The organism is Neobacillus sp. 204 (genome assembly GCF_046562815.1).
Taxonomy (GTDB): Bacteria; Bacillota; Bacilli; order Bacillales; family Cytobacillaceae; genus Neobacillus.
The window spans coordinates 619305-638937 of record NZ_JBJORY010000001.1 but is presented as its reverse complement, the minus strand read 5'-3'; the positions used below and the strand labels follow the sequence as shown (position 1 = coordinate 638937).

General features: G+C 37.7%; 24 protein-coding genes and 1 tRNA gene. 10 read left to right on the top strand and 15 right to left on the bottom strand.

The annotated features are described in order from the left end of the window. Positions 1-230 precede the first annotated feature (230 nt). Positions 231-623, bottom strand: coding sequence for a terminase small subunit (locus ACJ004_RS03195; RefSeq protein WP_410891073.1), 393 nt, complete (start codon positions 621-623; stop codon positions 231-233). A 61-nt stretch (positions 624-684) separates the two neighbouring features. Beyond that, entirely contained in the window at positions 685-1560 is an 876-nt protein-coding gene (locus ACJ004_RS03190; RefSeq protein WP_410891072.1) for a hypothetical protein, read from the bottom strand. 134 nt (positions 1561-1694) lie between these two features. On the opposite strand from ACJ004_RS03190, the gene ACJ004_RS03185 reads away from it, so the two are divergent. The 6 genes from ACJ004_RS03185 (at position 1695) to ACJ004_RS03160 (ending at position 5967) form a co-directional block, all read left to right on the top strand. Beyond that, on the top strand, positions 1695-1919 hold the full coding sequence (locus ACJ004_RS03185; protein ID WP_410891071.1) for a helix-turn-helix domain-containing protein: 225 nt from the start codon (positions 1695-1697) through the stop codon (positions 1917-1919). After that, the gene (locus tag ACJ004_RS03180; protein WP_410891070.1) at positions 1903-2484 is read left to right on the top strand and encodes a CHC2 zinc finger domain-containing protein; all 582 of its coding nucleotides are present in this window, start codon (positions 1903-1905) and stop codon (positions 2482-2484) included. Before ACJ004_RS03185 ends, ACJ004_RS03180 begins: the two co-directional genes overlap by 17 nt. Then, positions 2462-4051 (top strand): YfjI family protein, encoded by a 1590-nt coding sequence (locus ACJ004_RS03175; RefSeq protein ID WP_410891069.1) that lies wholly within the window; start codon positions 2462-2464, stop codon positions 4049-4051. Before ACJ004_RS03180 ends, ACJ004_RS03175 begins: the two co-directional genes overlap by 23 nt. 178 nt (positions 4052-4229) lie before the next feature. After that, positions 4230-4412: a hypothetical protein gene (locus ACJ004_RS03170; RefSeq protein WP_410891068.1), complete on the top strand. Its 183-nt coding sequence runs from the start codon at positions 4230-4232 to the stop codon at positions 4410-4412. 28 nt (positions 4413-4440) lie between these two features. Next, entirely contained in the window at positions 4441-4641 is a 201-nt protein-coding gene (locus ACJ004_RS03165) for a helix-turn-helix domain-containing protein (RefSeq protein ID WP_410891067.1), read from the top strand. A 198-nt stretch (positions 4642-4839) separates the two neighbouring features. After that, positions 4840-5967 (top strand): site-specific integrase, encoded by a 1128-nt coding sequence (locus ACJ004_RS03160; protein ID WP_410891066.1) that lies wholly within the window; start codon positions 4840-4842, stop codon positions 5965-5967. A 119-nt stretch (positions 5968-6086) separates the two neighbouring features. Here the strand turns inward: ACJ004_RS03160 and ACJ004_RS03155 are convergent. Further along, a tRNA-Sec gene (locus tag ACJ004_RS03155) sits at positions 6087-6183 on the bottom strand. Positions 6184-6511: 328 nt separating this feature from the next. Between ACJ004_RS03155 and ACJ004_RS03150 the strand changes: the two genes are divergently transcribed. Continuing rightward, positions 6512-6937, top strand: a complete 426-nt coding sequence (locus tag ACJ004_RS03150; RefSeq protein ID WP_410891065.1) for a DUF2621 domain-containing protein — start codon at positions 6512-6514, stop codon at positions 6935-6937. Positions 6938-7011: 74 nt separating this feature from the next. Here ACJ004_RS03150 and ACJ004_RS03145 read toward each other — a convergent pair whose 3' ends face one another. Together ACJ004_RS03145 and ACJ004_RS03140 are read right to left on the bottom strand one after the other, a co-directional pair. Further along, positions 7012-7491: a CcdC family protein gene (locus tag ACJ004_RS03145; RefSeq protein WP_410891064.1), complete on the bottom strand. Its 480-nt coding sequence runs from the start codon at positions 7489-7491 to the stop codon at positions 7012-7014. Positions 7492-7673: 182 nt separating this feature from the next. Continuing rightward, the gene (locus ACJ004_RS03140) at positions 7674-8381 is read right to left on the bottom strand and encodes a cytochrome c biogenesis CcdA family protein (protein WP_410891063.1); all 708 of its coding nucleotides are present in this window, start codon (positions 8379-8381) and stop codon (positions 7674-7676) included. 275 nt (positions 8382-8656) lie between these two features. Between ACJ004_RS03140 and ACJ004_RS03135 the strand changes: the two genes are divergently transcribed. Then, complete coding sequence (locus tag ACJ004_RS03135) at positions 8657-8833, top strand: Spo0E family sporulation regulatory protein-aspartic acid phosphatase (protein WP_410891062.1); 177 nt, start codon at positions 8657-8659, stop codon at positions 8831-8833. Positions 8834-8908: 75 nt separating this feature from the next. Here ACJ004_RS03135 and ACJ004_RS03130 read toward each other — a convergent pair whose 3' ends face one another. From ACJ004_RS03130 to yneA, 9 genes are all read right to left on the bottom strand, one after another. Continuing rightward, positions 8909-10702 (bottom strand): ABC transporter ATP-binding protein, encoded by a 1794-nt coding sequence (locus ACJ004_RS03130; RefSeq protein ID WP_410891061.1) that lies wholly within the window; start codon positions 10700-10702, stop codon positions 8909-8911. A gap of 1 nt (position 10703) precedes the next feature. Next, positions 10704-12455, bottom strand: a complete 1752-nt coding sequence (locus tag ACJ004_RS03125; protein WP_410891060.1) for an ABC transporter transmembrane domain-containing protein — start codon at positions 12453-12455, stop codon at positions 10704-10706. A 190-nt stretch (positions 12456-12645) separates the two neighbouring features. After that, positions 12646-12975: a hypothetical protein gene (locus ACJ004_RS03120; protein WP_410891059.1), complete on the bottom strand. Its 330-nt coding sequence runs from the start codon at positions 12973-12975 to the stop codon at positions 12646-12648. 149 nt (positions 12976-13124) lie between these two features. Next, the gene (locus tag ACJ004_RS03115; RefSeq protein WP_066252919.1) at positions 13125-13340 is read right to left on the bottom strand and encodes a YneF family protein; all 216 of its coding nucleotides are present in this window, start codon (positions 13338-13340) and stop codon (positions 13125-13127) included. 71 nt (positions 13341-13411) lie between these two features. Then, positions 13412-13852 (bottom strand): sporulation inhibitor of replication protein SirA, encoded by a 441-nt coding sequence (sirA, locus tag ACJ004_RS03110; RefSeq protein ID WP_410891058.1) that lies wholly within the window; start codon positions 13850-13852, stop codon positions 13412-13414. Positions 13853-14099: 247 nt separating this feature from the next. Beyond that, entirely contained in the window at positions 14100-16106 is a 2007-nt protein-coding gene (tkt, locus tag ACJ004_RS03105; RefSeq protein ID WP_410891057.1) for a transketolase, read from the bottom strand. A 179-nt stretch (positions 16107-16285) separates the two neighbouring features. Beyond that, the gene (locus ACJ004_RS03100) at positions 16286-16516 is read right to left on the bottom strand and encodes a DUF896 domain-containing protein (protein ID WP_410891056.1); all 231 of its coding nucleotides are present in this window, start codon (positions 16514-16516) and stop codon (positions 16286-16288) included. Positions 16517-16594: 78 nt separating this feature from the next. Continuing rightward, complete coding sequence (locus tag ACJ004_RS03095) at positions 16595-17242, bottom strand: YneB family resolvase-like protein (protein WP_410891055.1); 648 nt, start codon at positions 17240-17242, stop codon at positions 16595-16597. Positions 17243-17254: 12 nt separating this feature from the next. Next, a complete protein-coding gene (yneA, locus tag ACJ004_RS03090) occupies positions 17255-17581 on the bottom strand; it encodes a cell division suppressor protein YneA (RefSeq protein WP_410891054.1) in 327 nt (108 codons plus the stop codon). A gap of 158 nt (positions 17582-17739) precedes the next feature. On the opposite strand from yneA, the gene lexA reads away from it, so the two are divergent. Continuing rightward, positions 17740-18363, top strand: coding sequence for a transcriptional repressor LexA (gene lexA, locus ACJ004_RS03085; RefSeq protein WP_218347485.1), 624 nt, complete (start codon positions 17740-17742; stop codon positions 18361-18363). Positions 18364-18562: 199 nt separating this feature from the next. Continuing rightward, the gene (locus tag ACJ004_RS03080; RefSeq protein WP_410891053.1) at positions 18563-18856 is read left to right on the top strand and encodes a DUF4257 domain-containing protein; all 294 of its coding nucleotides are present in this window, start codon (positions 18563-18565) and stop codon (positions 18854-18856) included. A 139-nt stretch (positions 18857-18995) separates the two neighbouring features. On the opposite strand, the gene ACJ004_RS03075 is transcribed toward ACJ004_RS03080, so the two are convergent. Beyond that, positions 18996-19250 (bottom strand): hypothetical protein, encoded by a 255-nt coding sequence (locus ACJ004_RS03075; protein WP_410891052.1) that lies wholly within the window; start codon positions 19248-19250, stop codon positions 18996-18998. Positions 19251-19633 lie beyond the last annotated feature (383 nt).

Genomic DNA, 19633 nt, shown 5'->3' with positions numbered 1-19633 from the left:
AAAATATTATCGTATTTTATAAAATATATGTAAATATTTAAATTTTCAAACATTATTTTCTATATAATATTTTATCATTTCATACTTTTTTACTCAATCCATCTGGAAAATATTTGCCATAAGGACAATACACACTTGTTACCACCGCTTCATAAAACTGCGTTTGTCCAAATAAAAAAACCCAGCAATTTTGCCAGGCTCAATTTAAATTGCATTCTGCTGGGATTTCCTTAATTCTCCGCTAATGTTGGATCTTCAAATCCAAAGACAATTTTACCGTCAAACGCACCTTTTAATTCCTTCTTCTCTACAAATGCTCCATTTGTTTTAGCAATATATTCACTAGCCTTTAACCTATCCTTTATGTCCGCATTATCATCCCGCATTATCTCCGTCCAAAACCGCTTTGTTTCAGTTATATCTGCAACATACTCCACATCCAACTGCTCATTCCGCTCCTTAATATACTTCAACACCTTAGCATTTCTAAGCAGGCGGCTGGCGTTTACTTCAGCTGCATTTCCTTCTGCTTCATATCCTGCTCTCAAATAGCTGGTGGTGGCGTTTCCGGTTTCAATGTAGTAATCAGCAAACCTTTTTTGTTTTATATTTAGACCGTTCATTTTTATCACCCGCCATAAGGATATATAAGAATATTTATTCTAATTGTATTGTAACAAATACTTAAGAACGTGTGGGCTTATTCCTCATATAATTTAAGCGCCTATTATGATTATGTTCACAATTACTTCTGTCCTTGTTCGGGTAAGGCGGGCAATAATCCCGGTTCCCATGATCAACAGCAAATATATTTCCACATCGTTCATTTTTACAACGTCTATAAGTGGTTTTCTTTAATAGCGCTTCGTGCAACTGCCACCAAGCCAAGTCCATTAAAGAGGAAAATAGAACCGAAGGATAAAATTCACCATTCTTTAATTGAAGACGATCCTGTTTGGTGGGTAATTCATCATTAACAATGTTCATCAAATCTTCTTTTTGTTCCTCCGTTATTTTATCATCCATCCAATTTTTTAAATAATTTACAGCAATTTTCATTCGATAAATTTGGTTGATTAACTTTTGGTTTACCAATTCTTTTTTTATATCCGTCAAAACTAAATTTCTATGCCCGCTAGTAAATGCCTCTTCATTTATTCTCTTAAAAAAATACTCACGCTCACTAATGCCAAGTAGCCCAAATCGTTTTGTAAATTTTAAAAAACTTTTTTGGGCTTCTAAGGAACGTATTCTATGGACCTTTATTTCTTCAAATCTATTTTGTTCATTATTAAGCCTAACAGTCTCTTCATCTATAACAATCTCAGAAATTTGTAAGTAGATATGTTCAGGGTACGTATGCAGTGTATAAACCTTGTATTTATCAGTATTTTTAGCAGTAACATTTACTTCTATGTTTCCCCAAGCATCTTCTTCCCCGTTAACGAATTCATATTCCTCATAAACAACAAACTCGTTTGCATAATATGGTACTTCATTTTTCCTGTATGGAGAGATTTTTAAGTTTTCATCTTCTTTTGATGGAATTAGTGTACTCATACCTGCACTCCCTCTAAATACGAACGTATTTTTGTGGTACATAACTGTATTCACATTAGATTATACACGATTTCAAATAGTTACTACAATAACCTTGTAATACTACTATTACTAACCATGGGGTGGTGATGAAAATGTTGAACAGGAATCAGGACATTAAAGAAGCAAAAAAGGATGTTCCAGATTGGGCAATAGCAGAAAAATTAGGAATTTCCGAAAACAGCTTTTACCGCTGGATTCGAAAAGAGCTATCAATTGAAAAAAAAGCAATGATCATGCAAGCCATTACGGAATTGAAAAATCAATTAGAAAATCAAAAAAATAAAAAGGGGTTTGATAGCAATGACAAGTGTCTGTGAAGAAATTAATAACCAGTTATCCATTATTGAAGCTTTTGAAAAATACACCGGTGTCATGATTCCTAGTGCAAAAGGCAATAAGAAGCAATTTAACATCTGCTGCCCGTTCCATGACGACAAAAATCCTTCCTTAACCATTTATGCACACAGCAACAGATGGTATTGCCATGTCGGCTGCGGCGGAGGTGATGTCATTAATCTCGTAAGTAAGGCAATGAATCTTTCAAATGCGGAAGCTATAAAATTGCTTGCAAAAGATATGGGAATTTCGATGAATCAGCAACTTAATGCAGAAACCTACAAAATTAACAAAAGCATAAAGGAATTTAACCATCACTGTATGATGTATGCGGATGCCTTAAATGATTTTAAGATAGCCCTATTGGATGAAGCCAGAACCATAACAGATGTTAATGAATTGGGACATAAAGGGGACATTTACCATTCCCTTGCTCGAATAGAGTATTTAGCCCCCCTTGTGCAATTTGGCAGTGTGGAAGATAGAATTTATGCAATTCGGAAGATAGGAGAAATGATTAACCATGGTAGTGGTAAACCTGAATAACATTACCCCTGGCGAGTTGCAATTAATGACCCAATTTAACGAGGAACCAGGATTTATGGAGCAGTGGGAAGAGCCGATATATTACGACAAAAATAATTTACCCTCATTTAATGTAGAAATTTTCCCAAACTGGTTAAAAGATTTCATTATTGCTGTGGCTGTATCGACCCAAACACCTGTTGACATGGCCGCAATGGCAGCTTTAACGATATTGTCAATCGCATTGGCCAAGAATTATGAAATTAATCCGTATGGCGACTGGATTGAGCCTTTAAACACCTACTGTTTGACCTTAATGGGGCCTGCAAATAGAAAAAGCTCGGTTTTTCGTGAAATGTGTTTGCCAGTAATACAATTTGAGAAGGAAGAAAACGAGCGGCTGCACCTAGAAGCTCAAAATGTGGAATCAACTAAACGTGCCCTACAAAGGCGCATTGAACATCTAGAGGGACTTTACGCCAAAGATGGTGACGACAATATATTTGAAGAAATCGCCCAAGCCCAACAAGAGCTAGATTCCTTACCCGAGGTATACTTGCCCACATTCATTACTGATGATGCCACCCCGGAAACCTTAGTTACATTAATGAAGCAAAATAAAGAACGAATAGCGGTTATTTCCGCTGAAGCAGGACTATTCGGAATGGTAAACGGACGGTATAACGGTCAAATAAACCTAGAAGTCTACCTCAAAGGGCATACAGGTGATTACCTAAGGGTCGATCGTCGAGGGAGAACCGAATGCCTGGAAGCACCATTAATAACCATAGGGATATTTGGGCAGCCGGATGCTGTGAAAAATTTACCCCCGATTTTCCATGGTCGTGGGTTGATGGCTCGCTTTCTCTACTCATCCCCAAAGGATTTTAAAGGATATAGAGATGTTCGCCCGAAACCCATTCCAGCCAATTTGAGGATTCAATACATTAAAAATATAAAACTCTTAATGCAGCAAATGACCGAAAAGCCAATAAAATTAAAATTTGGTAACGATGCAGATGCCTTATTCCAAGCGTTCCAAGAGAGGATAGAAATACAATTACGTGAGGGTGGATCCTTGTCAGAGATACCTGAATGGGGTGGGAAAATTGTCGGGAATATAGCACGTATTGCAGCACTGTTACACATTGCCAAACAAATTGAGGGCTCACTTAGTACAGCTACTATTCCAATGGATATCAATGCCGAAACAGTCCATGGGGCTACAACACTAAGCGATTACTTTATTGAACATGCTAAAGCAAGCCTAGGGAAAATGAGGATAAACACCGAGACCGAGGAATCTCTTGACCTTCTTAGGGTCATCCATAGGAAATACAAGAAGATGTATGAGGAGACAGGGCTTATCAGTCGCCCCATCCCTTACAGAGAGATTCAGCAAGCTGTGAAATCCCGTTATGATAGCAAGCAACTAAAATTTCTATCAAATGTCCTTGAGGAACGCGGTTTTGTCCGTTTATTCACAGATGCTGATTCTTATAGTAAACCAAAGCAATATTTGATGGTAAACCCCTATTTACTTAAATCTTCCCCTTTTTCCCCAATACCCGAAAAAGTATTGGAATAGCAATATTTTTAATGAAAATCCATATTCCCCATTTCTCCCCCATTTTACCCAATAGAAATGGGGAATGCGGGGAAATGCTGGGGAATAACTTACGTGGCTAGTATCCTCTACAAGACAATGATTTATTACAAATGGGGAATATGGGGAACATTTTTTAACCATTCAAGGAGGTTCGATTATGAATTCAAATGAAACAAAGACTGACGAACTCAGCAATATTCTTCGATTACTGCAAAAAAACCAACGGGAAATAGAAAGATTAAAGCGAGAAGTAAAATCCCCCTCTAATGGGGTGAACCCAAATACCGCATTTAAATTCCAATTTGTCGGGAAATCTCTGCTTTGCCCACACCGAGTTTAAAATTTTTGAAGATTAGGAGGTTTATTGAATGATAACAACAATTGAGTTACCAGAAGTAATGGAAGTAAAACATATTCAAACGTTTCTTGGAATTGGACGTTGCCAATCCTATCAATTAGTCAAAACCAACACTTTCCACACAGTAAAGGTTGGAAAACGAATCCTGATTCCTAAGAAATCATTCATTGAATGGTTTGAGGGGAAAGCGCATACGGCTCAAAAGGACTAAGGAAGTCCTTCATGAATTGGACTTACATAAGTCTACTAATATAAAAACAATAGATTGAATACGAAACGGTCGATTCTAAATTCAAAAATCAGGCTGGGCACAAGCAGTTTTATTTCCATTCATCGAATAATTTGATTATTATTACAGTAGGTGCTATATGCTTGGTGTCCAGCTAATTTAAGAACGGAGGTAAACAAAATGGCTGGCACTGGTTATCCTAAACAGGATAAAAAGACAGGAAAGTGGTATTTTGTAATTGAAGCCGGGAAAGATTCCAACGGGAAGCGGACAAGAAAAAAACGTTCCTTCGAAACAAAAAAAGAAGCTAAGATGGCCATGGCCAAAGCGTTACTTGAGGTGCAGAACAATCGCGATACCAAGAAAAATGTCAATATTACGGTTGGAGAATACCTCCATTATTGGCTTGAAAACTATGCCAAGACGAATACAAAGCCAAAGACATTTGCTGAGTATGAAAAGATTGTAAAAACACACCTTCAACCCTCTTTGGGACACATCAAGCTTTATGAATTGAGAAGCATTCAGTTGCAGAACTACTATAAAGTGAAATTGATCGGTTTGACTGCTCAATCCGTGACACATCACCACCGTGTTCTCTCAAAAGCCTTGAATGACGCTATTGATTGGGAATTCATCGATAAAAATGTGGCAAAAGGCGCTAAACCCCCTAAGCCTGCTAAGCGAGAAATGAACAGCTATTCGGTTGAACAACTCAATTTGCTTCTCAAGACAGCAAAGGACAGAACACCGGTATTCTACCCTATCATCTACGCTGCTGCTCATACAGGCATGAGAAAAAGTGAATTAATCGGGTTGAACTGGAAAAACGTTGACTTTTTCAACCAAAGGATTTATATCAGGCAAACCATTACAGAAGCAAACGGAAAATACTTTTTTAACTCCATTCCTAAAAACGAGAAGCCAAGGGGAATAAAGCTAACGGCCGAACTATTGAAGCTGTTGGAGAAACTCAAAGAGGAACACGACAAGCAAAAGGAAATCCTAGGGGATTATTTTAATCCGTATAATCTTGTCTTTTGCAATTCCAAAGGGAATATCATGGCTCCATCTGAAATTTCTAGAGCGCTGAAAAGAGCACTAAAAGCGGCAAATCTGCCAGATATCCGGTTTCATGACCTTCGCCATTCACATGCAACCATCTTGTTGCAAGCGAATGTCCATCCCAAAATTGTGAGCGCTCGTTTAGGGCATTCCAAAATTCAAGTGACCATGGATATCTATTCACACATGACAGATTCCATTGAGGGAATTGCGGTGGATACATTGGATACTCTCCTTGAATAGATTCCAATGACACAAATGGGACGTATGGCACTTTTTGGGCACTCCCCAATAAAAAAAGACCGAGTGCCCTCTGGTCTATGTAAGAAAGGAATTCGCAAGAACCCTTGATATTATTGGTTTGGCGGGACTGCGTGGGAATCGAACCCACCAGACCTGGCACGCAGGTCTCAAGCAGTTTTGAAGACTGTGGAGGACACCAGTACCCCATTCAGCCCCATAGGTGAAATAAAGATAAAGATCAAGATGTAATGGGAAAGTTACTCAGACTTTTTCAATTGATCCAAACTGTTTCGCTTTCCTATCATTTGTTATCATATTACAATGGAATATGGTATTAATCAATAGAATCCGCTCATTTGTCACTTTTTCGACATGCTTCTCACTAGTCAAAAAAGGACTCAAGAGCAGATTCACAATCTCTCAAAATTGATAACTACCTTAAAACTTTAGTATAAATTGATGCAATTATGTCCAATACTTGTCTAAACTTATAAAAACAGACTATAATAAGATGAAAAAATAGTTATTTATGTAGGTGAATAGAATGCTTCATGGTTGGTTTTTATGGTTTATCCTATTCTGGGTATTTTTCCTAGTTGGTTCTTTTGCCATCGGTGGATTTTTTATGTTCCGTAAGTTTTTGAAAAAGATGCCGAAAGAAGACGGTAAGTCTGTTTTGGATTGGGAAGAACATTATGTAAATGAATCCCGTCATTTGTGGGGCCCTGATGAGAAAGAACTCCTAGAGGATTTAGTCAGTCCCGTTCCCGAGCTTTTCCGTGATGTGGCTAGACATAAGATTGCTGGGAAAATTGGCGAAATTGCCCTTAGCGAAAAGGCTTCAAAAATTACTCAAGACCTAGTTATTCGCGGCTATATTCAAGCAACACCAAAGAGAGATCATAAATTTTTACGTAAAAAGCTGTTTGAAAATCGAATTGACGTTGCTCCCTTCGAGCACCTATTTTAACCGTCTAGCTAATAGACGGTTTTTTGTTTTTCAAAATAAAAACTGACCCCCAAAAGGACCAGTTTCTCAAATAACTATATTTGTTTATCCTCATGCAGCTTCTTAAACAGCTTTTTGTAATCCACATACATCGCAATCCGCCAAGGCACGATCATACAATAGGCTAGGAAGAAGAACATCCCGCTTAATTGTCCAATATCGATGGTTGCACTAAGCACCGACTTCATTACGAGGCGAACCACTAATAGCCCAATTAATATAAAGAAAAATGCTTTGGAGCGCTTTAGATAAATATCGTTATCGCGAATCTCAAACTTGGAAGTTTTTATTAATAAGATCGAAAAAAGCATCCCGACGATCGCGGCCTCGATCATTTCCGCTCCCGTTAGTCTAAATTGCGGTTCAATATACATTAAGGCCCCACTCGACATGAAAATTGGCGGTAAAATTATCTTCCGAGCATTTGTGGGTTTCTTTGCGGCTTTCATCCGGACCACCAAGGCAAGGGTGCCCATAAATACCGCTCCAATTGAAGAAGCAACAACTATGTTCATTAGATTCATTCCTTATCTAATTTATTTTCTAACCCATTATATCTCAAATATATTGATTTGAAAAAAATTAACTCATGAAAATGTCACCCATTTTTACCAGATCCGGTAATGGATACAAAAAAGGAAAAACCATCTCAGGAATTTCCCTTACAAAGAATATTTATATTTTTATATATTTATGATTAGAATCCTGTAAAGCCACCAAACAGATTCGAAAAGATTGAAATGATTTTTGTCATCCAGTCAAAGAATAAGACAATACCCATGACAATCATTATGTAACCACCAATTTTGACAATTTTGCCGCTGTTCTTCTTGATCCAACTCATCCGTCCAAGGAAGAATGAAAGAATAAAGAATGGTATAGCAAATCCTAGTGAATAGGCAATCATGTACAACATACCTGAACCTGGATTTGTCGCTGCTAGGGAGATAACAAATGAAAGGATTGGACCTGTACAAGGTGTCCAGCCAGCCGCAAACGCCATCCCAATTAATACGGAGCCAAAATAGCCGGAAGGACGATTTTTAAATTCAATACGGCGATCCTTCATCAAAAACTTTGGATTTAATATCCCAACGATCACTAACCCAAAAAAGACAATAAAAATTCCGCCCAGCTGCCGAATTAGATCTTTATACTGTAAAAAAAAGCTTCCTAGAAACGAAGTACCAAATCCAATCGCAATAAAAATAATCGAAAAGCCTAATAGAAAAAATAATGTATGGAGTAAACTCCGTTTTTGAAGCATTGCATTTTCACTTTTTAGCTCGCCCACAGACATCCCTGTAATGTATGAGAGAAATGCAGGATAAAGCGGTAAACAACAAGGTGAAATAAAGCTTAAAAATCCTGCCCCTAATGCTAAAAATATATTTAGATCTGACATATTAACACTCCCACTATAGTCGATACGTTTCTATTCTAACAAATGTTTGATATAAAAGATAATGGTTAACTTGTATATTTTGTGTGTCGACATATTTTTTTGTCCTGACAAAATGACTCTAATAAATATATGCATAAAATGGATGGATAATTATTTACAAATGTCTTTGAAAAAATTTACATCATAGGTTATACTAGTAAAATCAATTCCAATTTGATATATTAGTATTCTGTTTCTACTAAAATTTAGGAGTTTCTCTGGAAAGGACATCAGCCGTGACAAAAAATGATTTAGTTTCCTTAATTGAAAAAAAACGAGCTGAATTAATTCAAGTCGCGACCACAAACGGCTTGACATCCTCCGTTGCAATTCGCTATAGCCAAGAACTTGATCATCTTTTAAATGAATACCATCGAGTATATATAAAAAAGGTTCCTTCATCAGCTTGTTAATCATATTGTTGAGAAGAACTATAAAAATAGAACGAGTAAAAGCCTGGTGAAAACGCCAGGCTTTTACTCGTTCTATTAATTCACAACATCCTCGAGACGCTCAACGGCTCCATTTTGCAAAAGGAACATTTTATGATACAACCCAGCTTGGGCAAGGAGCTCTTGATGGGTACCTACTTCCACAATTTCTCCCTGATGCAATACTAAGATTAAATCAGCATCCTGAATAGTTGAAAGGCGATGCGCAATCGCAATCGTTGTTCGCCCTTTTCGCATCTTGGCGAGTGCTGTTTGAATCGCTTCCTCTGTTTCGGTATCGATATTAGCGGTCGCTTCATCAAGCACCAAAATTTTAGGATTCGTCGCAATGGTTCTCGCAAAAGCAATTAATTGCCTTTGCCCGCTTGAAAACGTAGTCCCCCGTTCCACAACTTTATGCTCAAAACCATCATCTAATTTTTCGATAAATGTATGGGCTTGGACAAACCTCGCCGCCTCTTCAACTTGTTTATCCGTCATATCCTTCGAATGAAGGCGGATGTTCCCCTTCACTGTCCCGTAGAATAAAAAGGGATCCTGTAACACGAGGCCCATTTTCTCCCTGAGTTCGGTCTTGGTGAAGGTACGAATCGATTGACCATCGATGAAAATGTCTCCCCGTTCATATTCATAGAACCGCATCAGTAAATTAATTATCGAGCTTTTTCCACTACCGGTATGGCCAACCAAGGCGACTGTTTCACCAGGATGGGCGGTGAAAGAAATATGTTTTAGCACATCCTGTTTCCCATTATAGGAAAAGCTTAAATCCTTAAATTCAATCTTACCTTGTTCAATGGAAAGGCTCTTCTCTTCATTTTGGGCCGGTGCTAATTCTTCCTCATCCAACAATTTAAAAACCCGCGATCCTGCGACTATTGCTTGTTGGTACAAGGAAAGTCGCATCATCATCTGATTTACCGGTTCAAAAAAACGGTCCAAATAATTAATAAAGGCATATAATACGCCGATTTCCACCACATGGTTCAATGAAGTGATCCCAAAATAGCTTAAGACAATGATTAAGCCCACAATATAAATTAAATCAATCGCTGGTCTTAACAGGAGTCCATCGATTTTTATATTCTTCATTCCAGCCTTATAATGCTGTTCATTAATCATTCCAAATTCAGAACGGAGTCGTTTTTCCTGACGAAATACTTGAATGATGCCCATTCCTGATAATGATTCACTTAGCTTTGCATTTAACTGACTCAGCCGTTCGCGCATATCCAGGTAAAATCGTGAACTTAACTTCCTATAAAGGCTCATGACAAACAATAATAACGGAATTAACACGACGCAGAATAATCCTAGTTTGATATTTAGAATAAACATCGCAATGAAAATACCTGTTAATAAAAATCCACCTTGGATAAAGGTTGCAATTACGGTCACAAACATGTCTTTAATCGCTTCTGTATCATTGGTTACCCTTGAAACGATGCTGCCTGCCGGAGTTTGATCAAAATACTTTAGACCAAGCGACTGGACCTTTGAGAAAACATCGATCCTGAGCTGTTGGATAATTTTTAAAGCGAGTTCTTGGAATTTTACAAATTGAAAAAACATGAGAATGGCTTTGATGATTTGAATGGCCATGTATATGGATCCAAGTATAACAAGCGGTTGAAAAGCAAGCTTTACAGGTGTTAAATAATCATCGATAAATATTTTCACTAAAATCGGAAGGACGATATCACCGATTGTCGTTAACAGCAGAAAGGTAAACGCCACGGCTAACGTTTTTTTATATGGTTTTGTATAGGACAGCAGCCGGAATAAAATATTTCGTTGCTCACGCTCTGAAAGCTGTATTTTTTCTTCCATCTTAATGCCCTCCATGTTCGACCAGCTCTTCTAGCTGCTGGCGTAAATACATTTCTTTATACCATCCGCCCGACTCCATTAAAGCTTCATGTGTACCTCTTTCCACAATCCTGCCATCCTCGAGAACGAGAATGAGATTTGCATGTTGAATGGCACTTAAACGGTGGGAAGTAATAATGGTCGTTTTTCCTTCCCTATTCTGTCTTAAGGCGGTAAGAATCTCTTCTTCTGTTTTAGCATCCACTGCAGACAAGGAATCGTCGAGGACCAATACTTCTGGATCCATCAAAATAGCCCGGGCAATCGAAATCCTTTGTTTCTGCCCACCTGATAAGGACACTCCCCTCTCCCCTACAACTGTATGATAACCATCAAAAAATTGAAGAATATCATCATGGATATTGGCCAATTTTGCCGCATTCTCCACTTCGACAGTTGAGGCGTGAGGGTTAGTAAAAGCAATATTTTCACCGACAGAGGCCGAAAACAAAAAGTGATCTTGAGGCACATAGCCAATCGCTTCACGTAATTTTTCAAGTTTAAATGCTTGCAAAGTCTTCCCACCAAAGGTAATTTCCCCTTGGTAACTATCAAACTCGCGAATAAGCAACTTTAAAAGAGTAGTTTTTCCTGCACCCGTTTTACCGACAATTCCAAGTGTTTCCCCTGTATGTAGTGAAAAATGAATATCCTTTAAAACAGGCTCTCCTTCGCCAGGGTAGGTAAAATCAGCAAGGCTGAATTCGATTTCACCTGCCGGTACAGTGTCTAAGGCATTCACCTGATCAGTTATCTCTGCTTTTTCCTGAAGGAGCTGGGTGACACGGTCGTATGAAGCCCTGCCTCGCTCAACGATATTAAATAACCAGCCAAAAGCAAGCATCGGCCAGATCAGTAAACCTAAATAGGTAGTAAACGATAGTAATTGTCCAATTGTTAATTCGCCATTAAGGACGTATTTTGCACCAAAAACGATTGATAAAAAGAAGGAAATTCCAACAATAATCGAAATCGTTGGATCAAAAAGTGAATCAATCTTGGCGACCGTGATATTTTTTTGGACGACGTCTTCTGATTGCTTCCGAAAATCCTCAATGTCCTCCTGTTCCTGACCAAACGTCTTAATTACTTTGATCCCGGTAATGCTTTCCTGAGTTTTATCATTTAATGATGAAAAGGCTTCTTGCGCCTGATAAAAGGTGCGATGGAGCATCGTTCCAAACCAGCTTGTGAGGATGACCATAAACGGCATAGGAATCAAACAAATTAAAGTTAATTTCCAACTGATTGTAAAGGCCATTGCACAGATAACAAAGCCGCCAGTAGAGAGAGAATCAACGAGAGTTAAAACCCCCATACCTGCGGTTTGCTGAATCGCTTGTAGATCGTTAGTCGCATGGGCCATTAGATCCCCAATGCGTCGTTTTTGATAGAATGATGGTGACATCGTTGTAAAATGGTGATATAGTCGATTGCGAAGCAGCTTACTAAGCTTTACCGAGGATCCAAAGATCATTATTCTCCAGTAGTAGCGAAGGGAATACATAGCCAAGCCTATAACAACGAGGACACCGATCCACTGCAAAAGGACCCCCTTTGTCATTGTTCCCTCTTTAATTTCATCAGCAACGATTCCAATCACCTTTGGCGGCACCAACTGCAGTAGGGCAACAAACATTAAAATTAAAATGCCAGAAAGGTACGCTTTTTTCTCTTTTTTAAAATACCAGCCTAGGTCTAAAAATACTTTCATTCAAACGCCCCCAAAACACAAATATCGATTATGCATTCTTAAATTGTAAACTTACTTGTTCATTATTCTTATTGGGAAAAATAATCCAATTTACTAAGATTTTATTCTACCAAATTTTCATAAAATAATAAAGATTATGAATTATTTTACGAAGCAAGAAAAAGCACCCAATAAGATGAGTGCTTACTACTTATAATTCTGTTACTTTATCTGAATCACCGAAAAAACCAGTAAACCTATTATTCGAATGACACTGAGGGCATCTGACCGTAATCTCTAAATCAATAATCTGTTGCTGGCTGTTATTGACTAGATTCTTTTTAAGGACAATAACCTGATCGGTTACCCCTTTAGTGGGATTGATTTCTTTCAATTCATCGAGAATATTCTCACCATTAACTATAGCTACGTACTCAAACACCTTACTGCAAAATACACATTGCTTAGTACCTTGAACAACACTAGTAGGAACCAATTCTACTTTCCTATTTTCGCCTCCCGTCCCCACTATATTCGACAACAATGAAAGCGTTTCCTTCAATACATTTTATTCCCGATACAAATTCATAAATCAGTCAAATTTACCTGCTTTATTTAAAAATAAAAACCACCCTTCTAAATGAAAGGTGGTTTATTATTGGTCTAATCGGATTAGTAATAACTTGTCCGTTATTTGGATTGTTGCTTGTTCATTGCAGCCATCATTTGGTTGATCTTCTTTTGTGATGGTTTTTGGCCCATTTGCATCATCATCATTTTCAACATTTGTTCATTGATAGGCGGATTTTTCTTTAAATAGCTCATCATATATTTACGAGCAATGAAAAATCCTAGTGCTACACCAGCTGCTAATGCTAGTATACCAACTAGAATGTAATACAACATATTCAACTTCCTCCTTCGTGTTGTCTACCATACAGTGTACTAAATAAAACACGATTAGACAATATCTGCAATCAGATAAATTTTCTTTCTTTTATTGGCTTTAACCAGCCGTATCGCTGATGTTCAAGGTCAAGCGCCAAAAAGGAAGACTCACACTTTCTTAGAACCTCAAAAAAGGCAGTCTCCGCTTCATAACTTCCTTGTGCCTCGATTGTAATTAAGTCTTGGAACACCTCTAACTTTGCCGTACTTAGTTTTCCACTTAATTCAATCGAATATGCACCATTCTCTGCTTTAAAACCCTTGATTTTTCCAAGCTGCTTTTGAATGAGTTGATGGACTTTTAGGACTTCAACCTTTTTAGTTATATAGGAAATTTGTTTTTGTGTTATAAATTTAAACTCACCTTTTGCTTTATGATTCTCTTGAAAAAGCTGAAAAAACAATCGCTCTCTTCCGAAGTAATGGGTCGCAAATTCATCTTCTATTAAATATAGCTGATATTTTCTCACCACTGTTCTCTCCTTCGTTGATTACCCTTTTTACTATTATAAAAAAAGACAAGCGAAACCTTTGTCTTACGGCGGCAAAAACTTCCACTACTTTTGTCGATTAGCCAGATTGCAAGTTATTTTTTTAATAATTCGGTAGATTTAATGAATTTTCCTGCAAAATTAATTTTGTTCATAATATTGTTGAAATTTTCTTAACAAATAAAAAAGAGAACGGATTAACTCCGCTCTCTTAAAAATTACGATCTTATTTTTGCAAAAGTGCCTTCACACGTGCCACAACGTTTTCAACTGTGAACCCGTATTCTTCCATAATCTTTTCTCCAGGTGCTGAAGCGCCGAATTGATCAATAGCTAATACATCGCCTTCGTCACCGGTATATTTGTGCCAGCCAAATGATGCTCCAACTTCAATACCAAGACGCTTTTTCACGCTCTTTGGCAGGACAGAGTCTTTATATTCTTGGGATTGTTGTTCGAAACGATCCCAAGATGGCATACTTACTACAGAAACATGTACCCCTTCTCCAGCTAGTGCTTTTTGAGCTTCCACTGCAAGGCTTACTTCTGATCCAGTTGCCAATAACAACGCATCCGGTGTTTCTCTTTCTGAAGGAGCAACTACATAGGCCCCTTTTGAAACTCCCTCGTAAGCATTGACATCTGTACCTTTTAAGGTAGGTAAATCTTGACGAGTTAAAACAAGTGCAGTTGGTTTGTTTGTAGACTCAACAGCAAGTTTCCATGCTGCTGCAGTTTCGTTACCGTCTGCAGGGCGAATGATTGATAATCCTGACATCGCACGTAAAGCAGCCAATTGCTCTACAGGTTCATGTGTTGGTCCGTCTTCCCCAACAGCAATACTATCATGAGTAAATACATACGTAACAGGTAATCCCATCAACGCTGCTAGTCGAATAGCTGGGCGTAAGTAATCAGAGAAGACAAAAAATGTTCCGCCAAAAACTTTTACTCCACCATGTAGGGCGATCCCGTTCATCGCAGCACCCATTCCAAATTCACGAACACCGAACCAGATATTACGGCCTTCATAAGAACCTGGCATAAAGTCTTTCGTACCTTTAATCATCGTTTTATTTGATCCAGCAAGGTCAGCTGATCCCCCGATAAAAATAGGTAGATTCTTAGCAATCCCATTGATAACTTCTCCTGATGAAGCGCGGCTTGCAAGACTTTTCCCTTCACTGTATACAGGGATTTCTTTATCCCATCCTGCAGGAAGTTCATTATTTAAAGCTTGTTCAAGTTGGGAAGCTAGTTCAGGATATTCCTTTTTATATTGAGCGAAAAGATCATTCCACTCTTTTTCCTTTTTCTCACCATTTTCGACAATGAGTTTCTGGAAGTTATCATAGACTTCCTGCGGTACATGGAAATCTTCTTCAAAAGTCCATTTATAGGCTTCTTTTGTAAGTTTTAACTCATTTGCTCCAAGTGGTGAACCATGAACACCTGAAGTTCCAGCACGGTTTGGTGAACCGTAACCAATCACAGTTCTTACTTCGATCATGGTTGGTCTGTCTAAATCATTTCTTGCATCTTCCAGTGCTTTTGCAATTTCTTCTAAATTGTTTCCATCCTCAACACGAAGATATTGCCATCCGTATGATAAGAAGCGGTCTTTAACACTTTCAGAGAAAGACTTATCTAAGTCACCATCTAGGGAGATATCGTTTGAATCATAAAGGACAACTAAGCGGCCTAGTTTTAAGTGTCCAGCAAGTGAAGCTGCCTCAGCAGAAACACCTTCCATCAAATCTCCATCTCCGCAAATGCTGTATGTAAAATGGTTCACAAGTTCATATTTATCTTTATTATAAACACTTGCTACATGGCGTTCAGCCATTGCCATTCCCACTGCCATTGCAATCCCCTGGCCAAGTGGTCCAGTTGTTGCTTCTACACCCTCAGTGTGACCGTACTCCGGGTGACCAGGTGTTTTTGAACCCCATTGGCGGAATTGTTTTAGGTCATCCATGGTTAAATTGAAACCAGATAAGTGAAGCATGCTGTATAGCAACGCTGAACCATGTCCAGCAGATAAGACAAAACGATCACGGTTAAACCATTTCGGATTCTTTGGATTTTGGTTCATGAAGCGTGTCCATAAGGTATAGGTCATTGGCGCCGCACCCATCGGCATCCCTGGATGTCCAGAGTTTGCTTTCTCGATTGCATCGATGGAAAGCGTTCGAATTGAGGTTACTGATAAATCATCGATAGTATTAAACATGAATTACATCCTTTCCTAATCACTAGGTTACTAAGTACATTTCAATTTTATATTGATACCGTTTTTTATTCAACAAATAGCATAATAATAAGAGACAAAATTCACTTTATTTTTTATTTTGGCACAGAAATTGTCTCTCTATGTAAAATAGGAATACAAAAAATTGTATTCCTGGACTTTTAGTGAAGTGTATTTTTTTTCCTTGCTTTGATTTTTTCTGGTGTTACATCATTTCCTTCGGGATCAATAAACTTTGTGTTGGTTAGGGTATCAAGCATATTAGAACGGAAAGTTGCCAAATATTCGCTTCTTAAGGTTGTTTGTTCTTTAGCTTCTGATTCAGTCAATCCCGTTGCCTTTGCTTTTCTTGCCAGTTCATTAATTCTAGCCATTTTTTCTTTGGATAGCATGGAGTGAACCTTCCTTTCTATCTGTTTACATGACACCTGATTTTACTAAAAAAAAAACCTAATGACAAGGCAAAAGGTCTACTCTTCTTGTGATTCTATATATTCTTGGTATCTTCTATGGACCGTTGCTTTTGAAATATTATACCCAAACCCTCTCAGAGTGGCAGCTATTTCAGCAAAAATTAATCCATTCTTTCTTAATCGAACAATTTCTTCTACTGGGACTTCAATTTTATCACGTCCAGATGCTTCGCCGAGATTCTTTAAGTTTTTTTCAGGTTTATATCCTTTTTGAACTGCCCGTTTCATTCCGCGCTTAATTTTTGCATTATGTAGTTTACGTTGATATTCCTCAACCATACCAACAATTTTTAAAACCATGGAATCCGATTCTGATAGTTGTAATTCACCACTATGGGAGATACTAAAAAGTTTAATATTTTCTTTTAAGATACAATGTAAGATAGCTATTTTAGCGTTGCCTCTACCAAGTCGTGTTTCATCCTGGATTAAGACAGCCTGAACCTGTTCATCCTTAATTCGTTCTAATAATTGAAAAATTCCTTCTCGATCGTAATCATAGCCACTTGCCTTTTCTTTAATTACCCTATCGATTTCAAAGTGATAGGATTGAGCAAGTTGTGTTAATTCCTCTTCCTGACGCTTTAAGGATGTTTCTTGTGTTTCTTTATTGGTGCTGACACGGCAGTATATGATTGCTTTCATAATTGTTCCTTTCTATTCACCTATAGCACTCGCTAATTCTCTTGTTGATGAACCTTCTTCCTTGCTCACTGGGATAATTATTTCTTCACCAGGAAAAATCCGATCTTCTTCAATTTCATTATGCTTTTTAATCCATGCAACAAACTCTTTGTTTGATAATGAATGTTGTTCTGAAAATTGATCTGAAATTCCCCAAAGTGAATCGCCTTCAGTAATCGTAATCTTTAAATATTTATCCTGGTCGTTTGAGTGATGTTGGAAAGATAAAATGAAAGAAAATAAACAGCTTAAAATAATAAGTGTAATAGCATAGGAGTATTTGTTCCATAATTTTTTCATAAATTAACACCTCTACTAAGAATATATGTTCGCTTTATTGATTTAATTATAAATCGAACATTTGTTTGTTGTCAACTGTTTTTCGAACTTATGTTTGTATAAAAAATACGAACATGATATAATAAAGACAACATTAACCAGACGAGGTGGATTTTATCATGGCTAAAATATCAAAGCGGCAGCAGGATATCTTAGACTTCATTAAAAGTGAGGTTAAGAGTAAAGGATATCCCCCTTCCGTTAGGGAAATTGGAGAGGCGGTTGGACTGGCATCCAGCTCAACTGTACACGGTCACTTAGCAAGGTTGGAAAGCAAAGGACTTATTAGACGAGATCCAACCAAACCAAGGGCAATTGAAATATTAGAAGCTGATGTAGCAGCACATATACCAAGAAATGCAGTAGTAAATGTTCCAGTGGTTGGTAAAGTAACTGCAGGACTTCCAATTACAGCTATTGAAAATGTGGAAGAGTATTTCCCACTTCCAGAAAGTCTTGCACCTGCAGATGAACAAGTTTTCATGCTAGAAATCATGGGTGAGAGTATGATAGAGGCCGGAATACTAGATGGAGACTATGTAATTGTAAAACAGCAGCCAACCGCAAATAACGGTGATATTGTTGTAGCAATGACAGAGGAAGATGAAGCCACCTGTAAGAGATTTTTCAAGGAAAAAGATTACATACGCCTGCAGCCGGAAAATTCTACAATGGACCCTATTATCCTAAGGAATGTTTCCATTTTAGGAAAAGTTATTGGTGTTTACCGGCATATTCATTAATAAGGAGCTTGCACTACGGTGCATGCTTTTTTTTGTCGCCCTATTGGGAAAATTTTTCATTTTTATCATATCATGTATTTTATATAGTGAAAATTCAGTATTTTTACTCATGCTTATCTTGTTAACCTATAATATAATAGTACTACACCAAGATTTACCTTAGGTCCAAAAAATAAAGGCTTAAGGAGGTTGAGAAACAGTGTTAGCGGACATTATTTTCTCTATAGTAATTGGTGGAACAGTTGGTATTGTAGGACATGTTCGAAAGCACGGAAAAATTATCATGCCCCGGAAAACGAAAAAGTTCATTTATCTCGGTTTTTTAGAAGAATTACTCCTAGGTGCGGTTGCTGCGCTTCTCCTTGTTTTATATACAGCTCCAAATTCAACGGTGGAAAATATCCTTTTTTCGATCATTGCTGGAATTGGTGGTGATGCCGTTCTTTCTAAAATTAAGCTCCTAAACCAGACAGAAAAAGATAATAATGAATAATTAAGAAATAAAGCCATGATACAAGCGTATCATGGCTTTCTCTTATAAAAATTCTGCTGCTCTATCAGCTATGCTAATTTTCTTTAACTCATATCTTACAAACCCTTTCTTTTTGCAGCGCCTGCCCTCCTCTACTTGCCTATTTTGCTATGCGTGCTTGTATTTCAGATAATTTCACCTTAAAAAACGCTTTATAAACTTGCGTGTCCGCTTCCGTAAAGACAGAATGGCTTACATAGTTTCCTTTTAACGTTCTACGTTTCTCATCAAATAGAAAACATTCCTGACCTTTTGCTCCTGATTCTAGTAAACTTAAAATAAGATCCGGTTTCTTATACGTCTTTTCACGAAGAATTTCTTGGGTTAGAGCATTACAAATTTGCAGTTTATACAAAAAAAGCACCTCCCAAATGTTTTCTACTTAAGCATATACTATATATGAGTAGCAGAACATAGAAAATTGTGAATTTTTAAAGAAATAAAGAAGACATATGGACAGTAGAGGGGATTAACAACCATCACAGGTTTGAACGGGCATTTGTGGTTGCCAATCAGAGATATTGTCGACCATAGATAGATATATTGAGCCATCTAGGTCGTCAATAAGGGGGATTGTCGACCGTAATTATATATTATGAGCAATTTAAATCATCAATCAAGGCTATTGTCGACCGTAGTCAGATATTATGTGCAATTTAAGTCGTCAATCAGGGCTATTGTTGACCGTAGGTAGATATATCGAGCAATTCGGGTCGTCAATCAATGGGTAAAGCTATC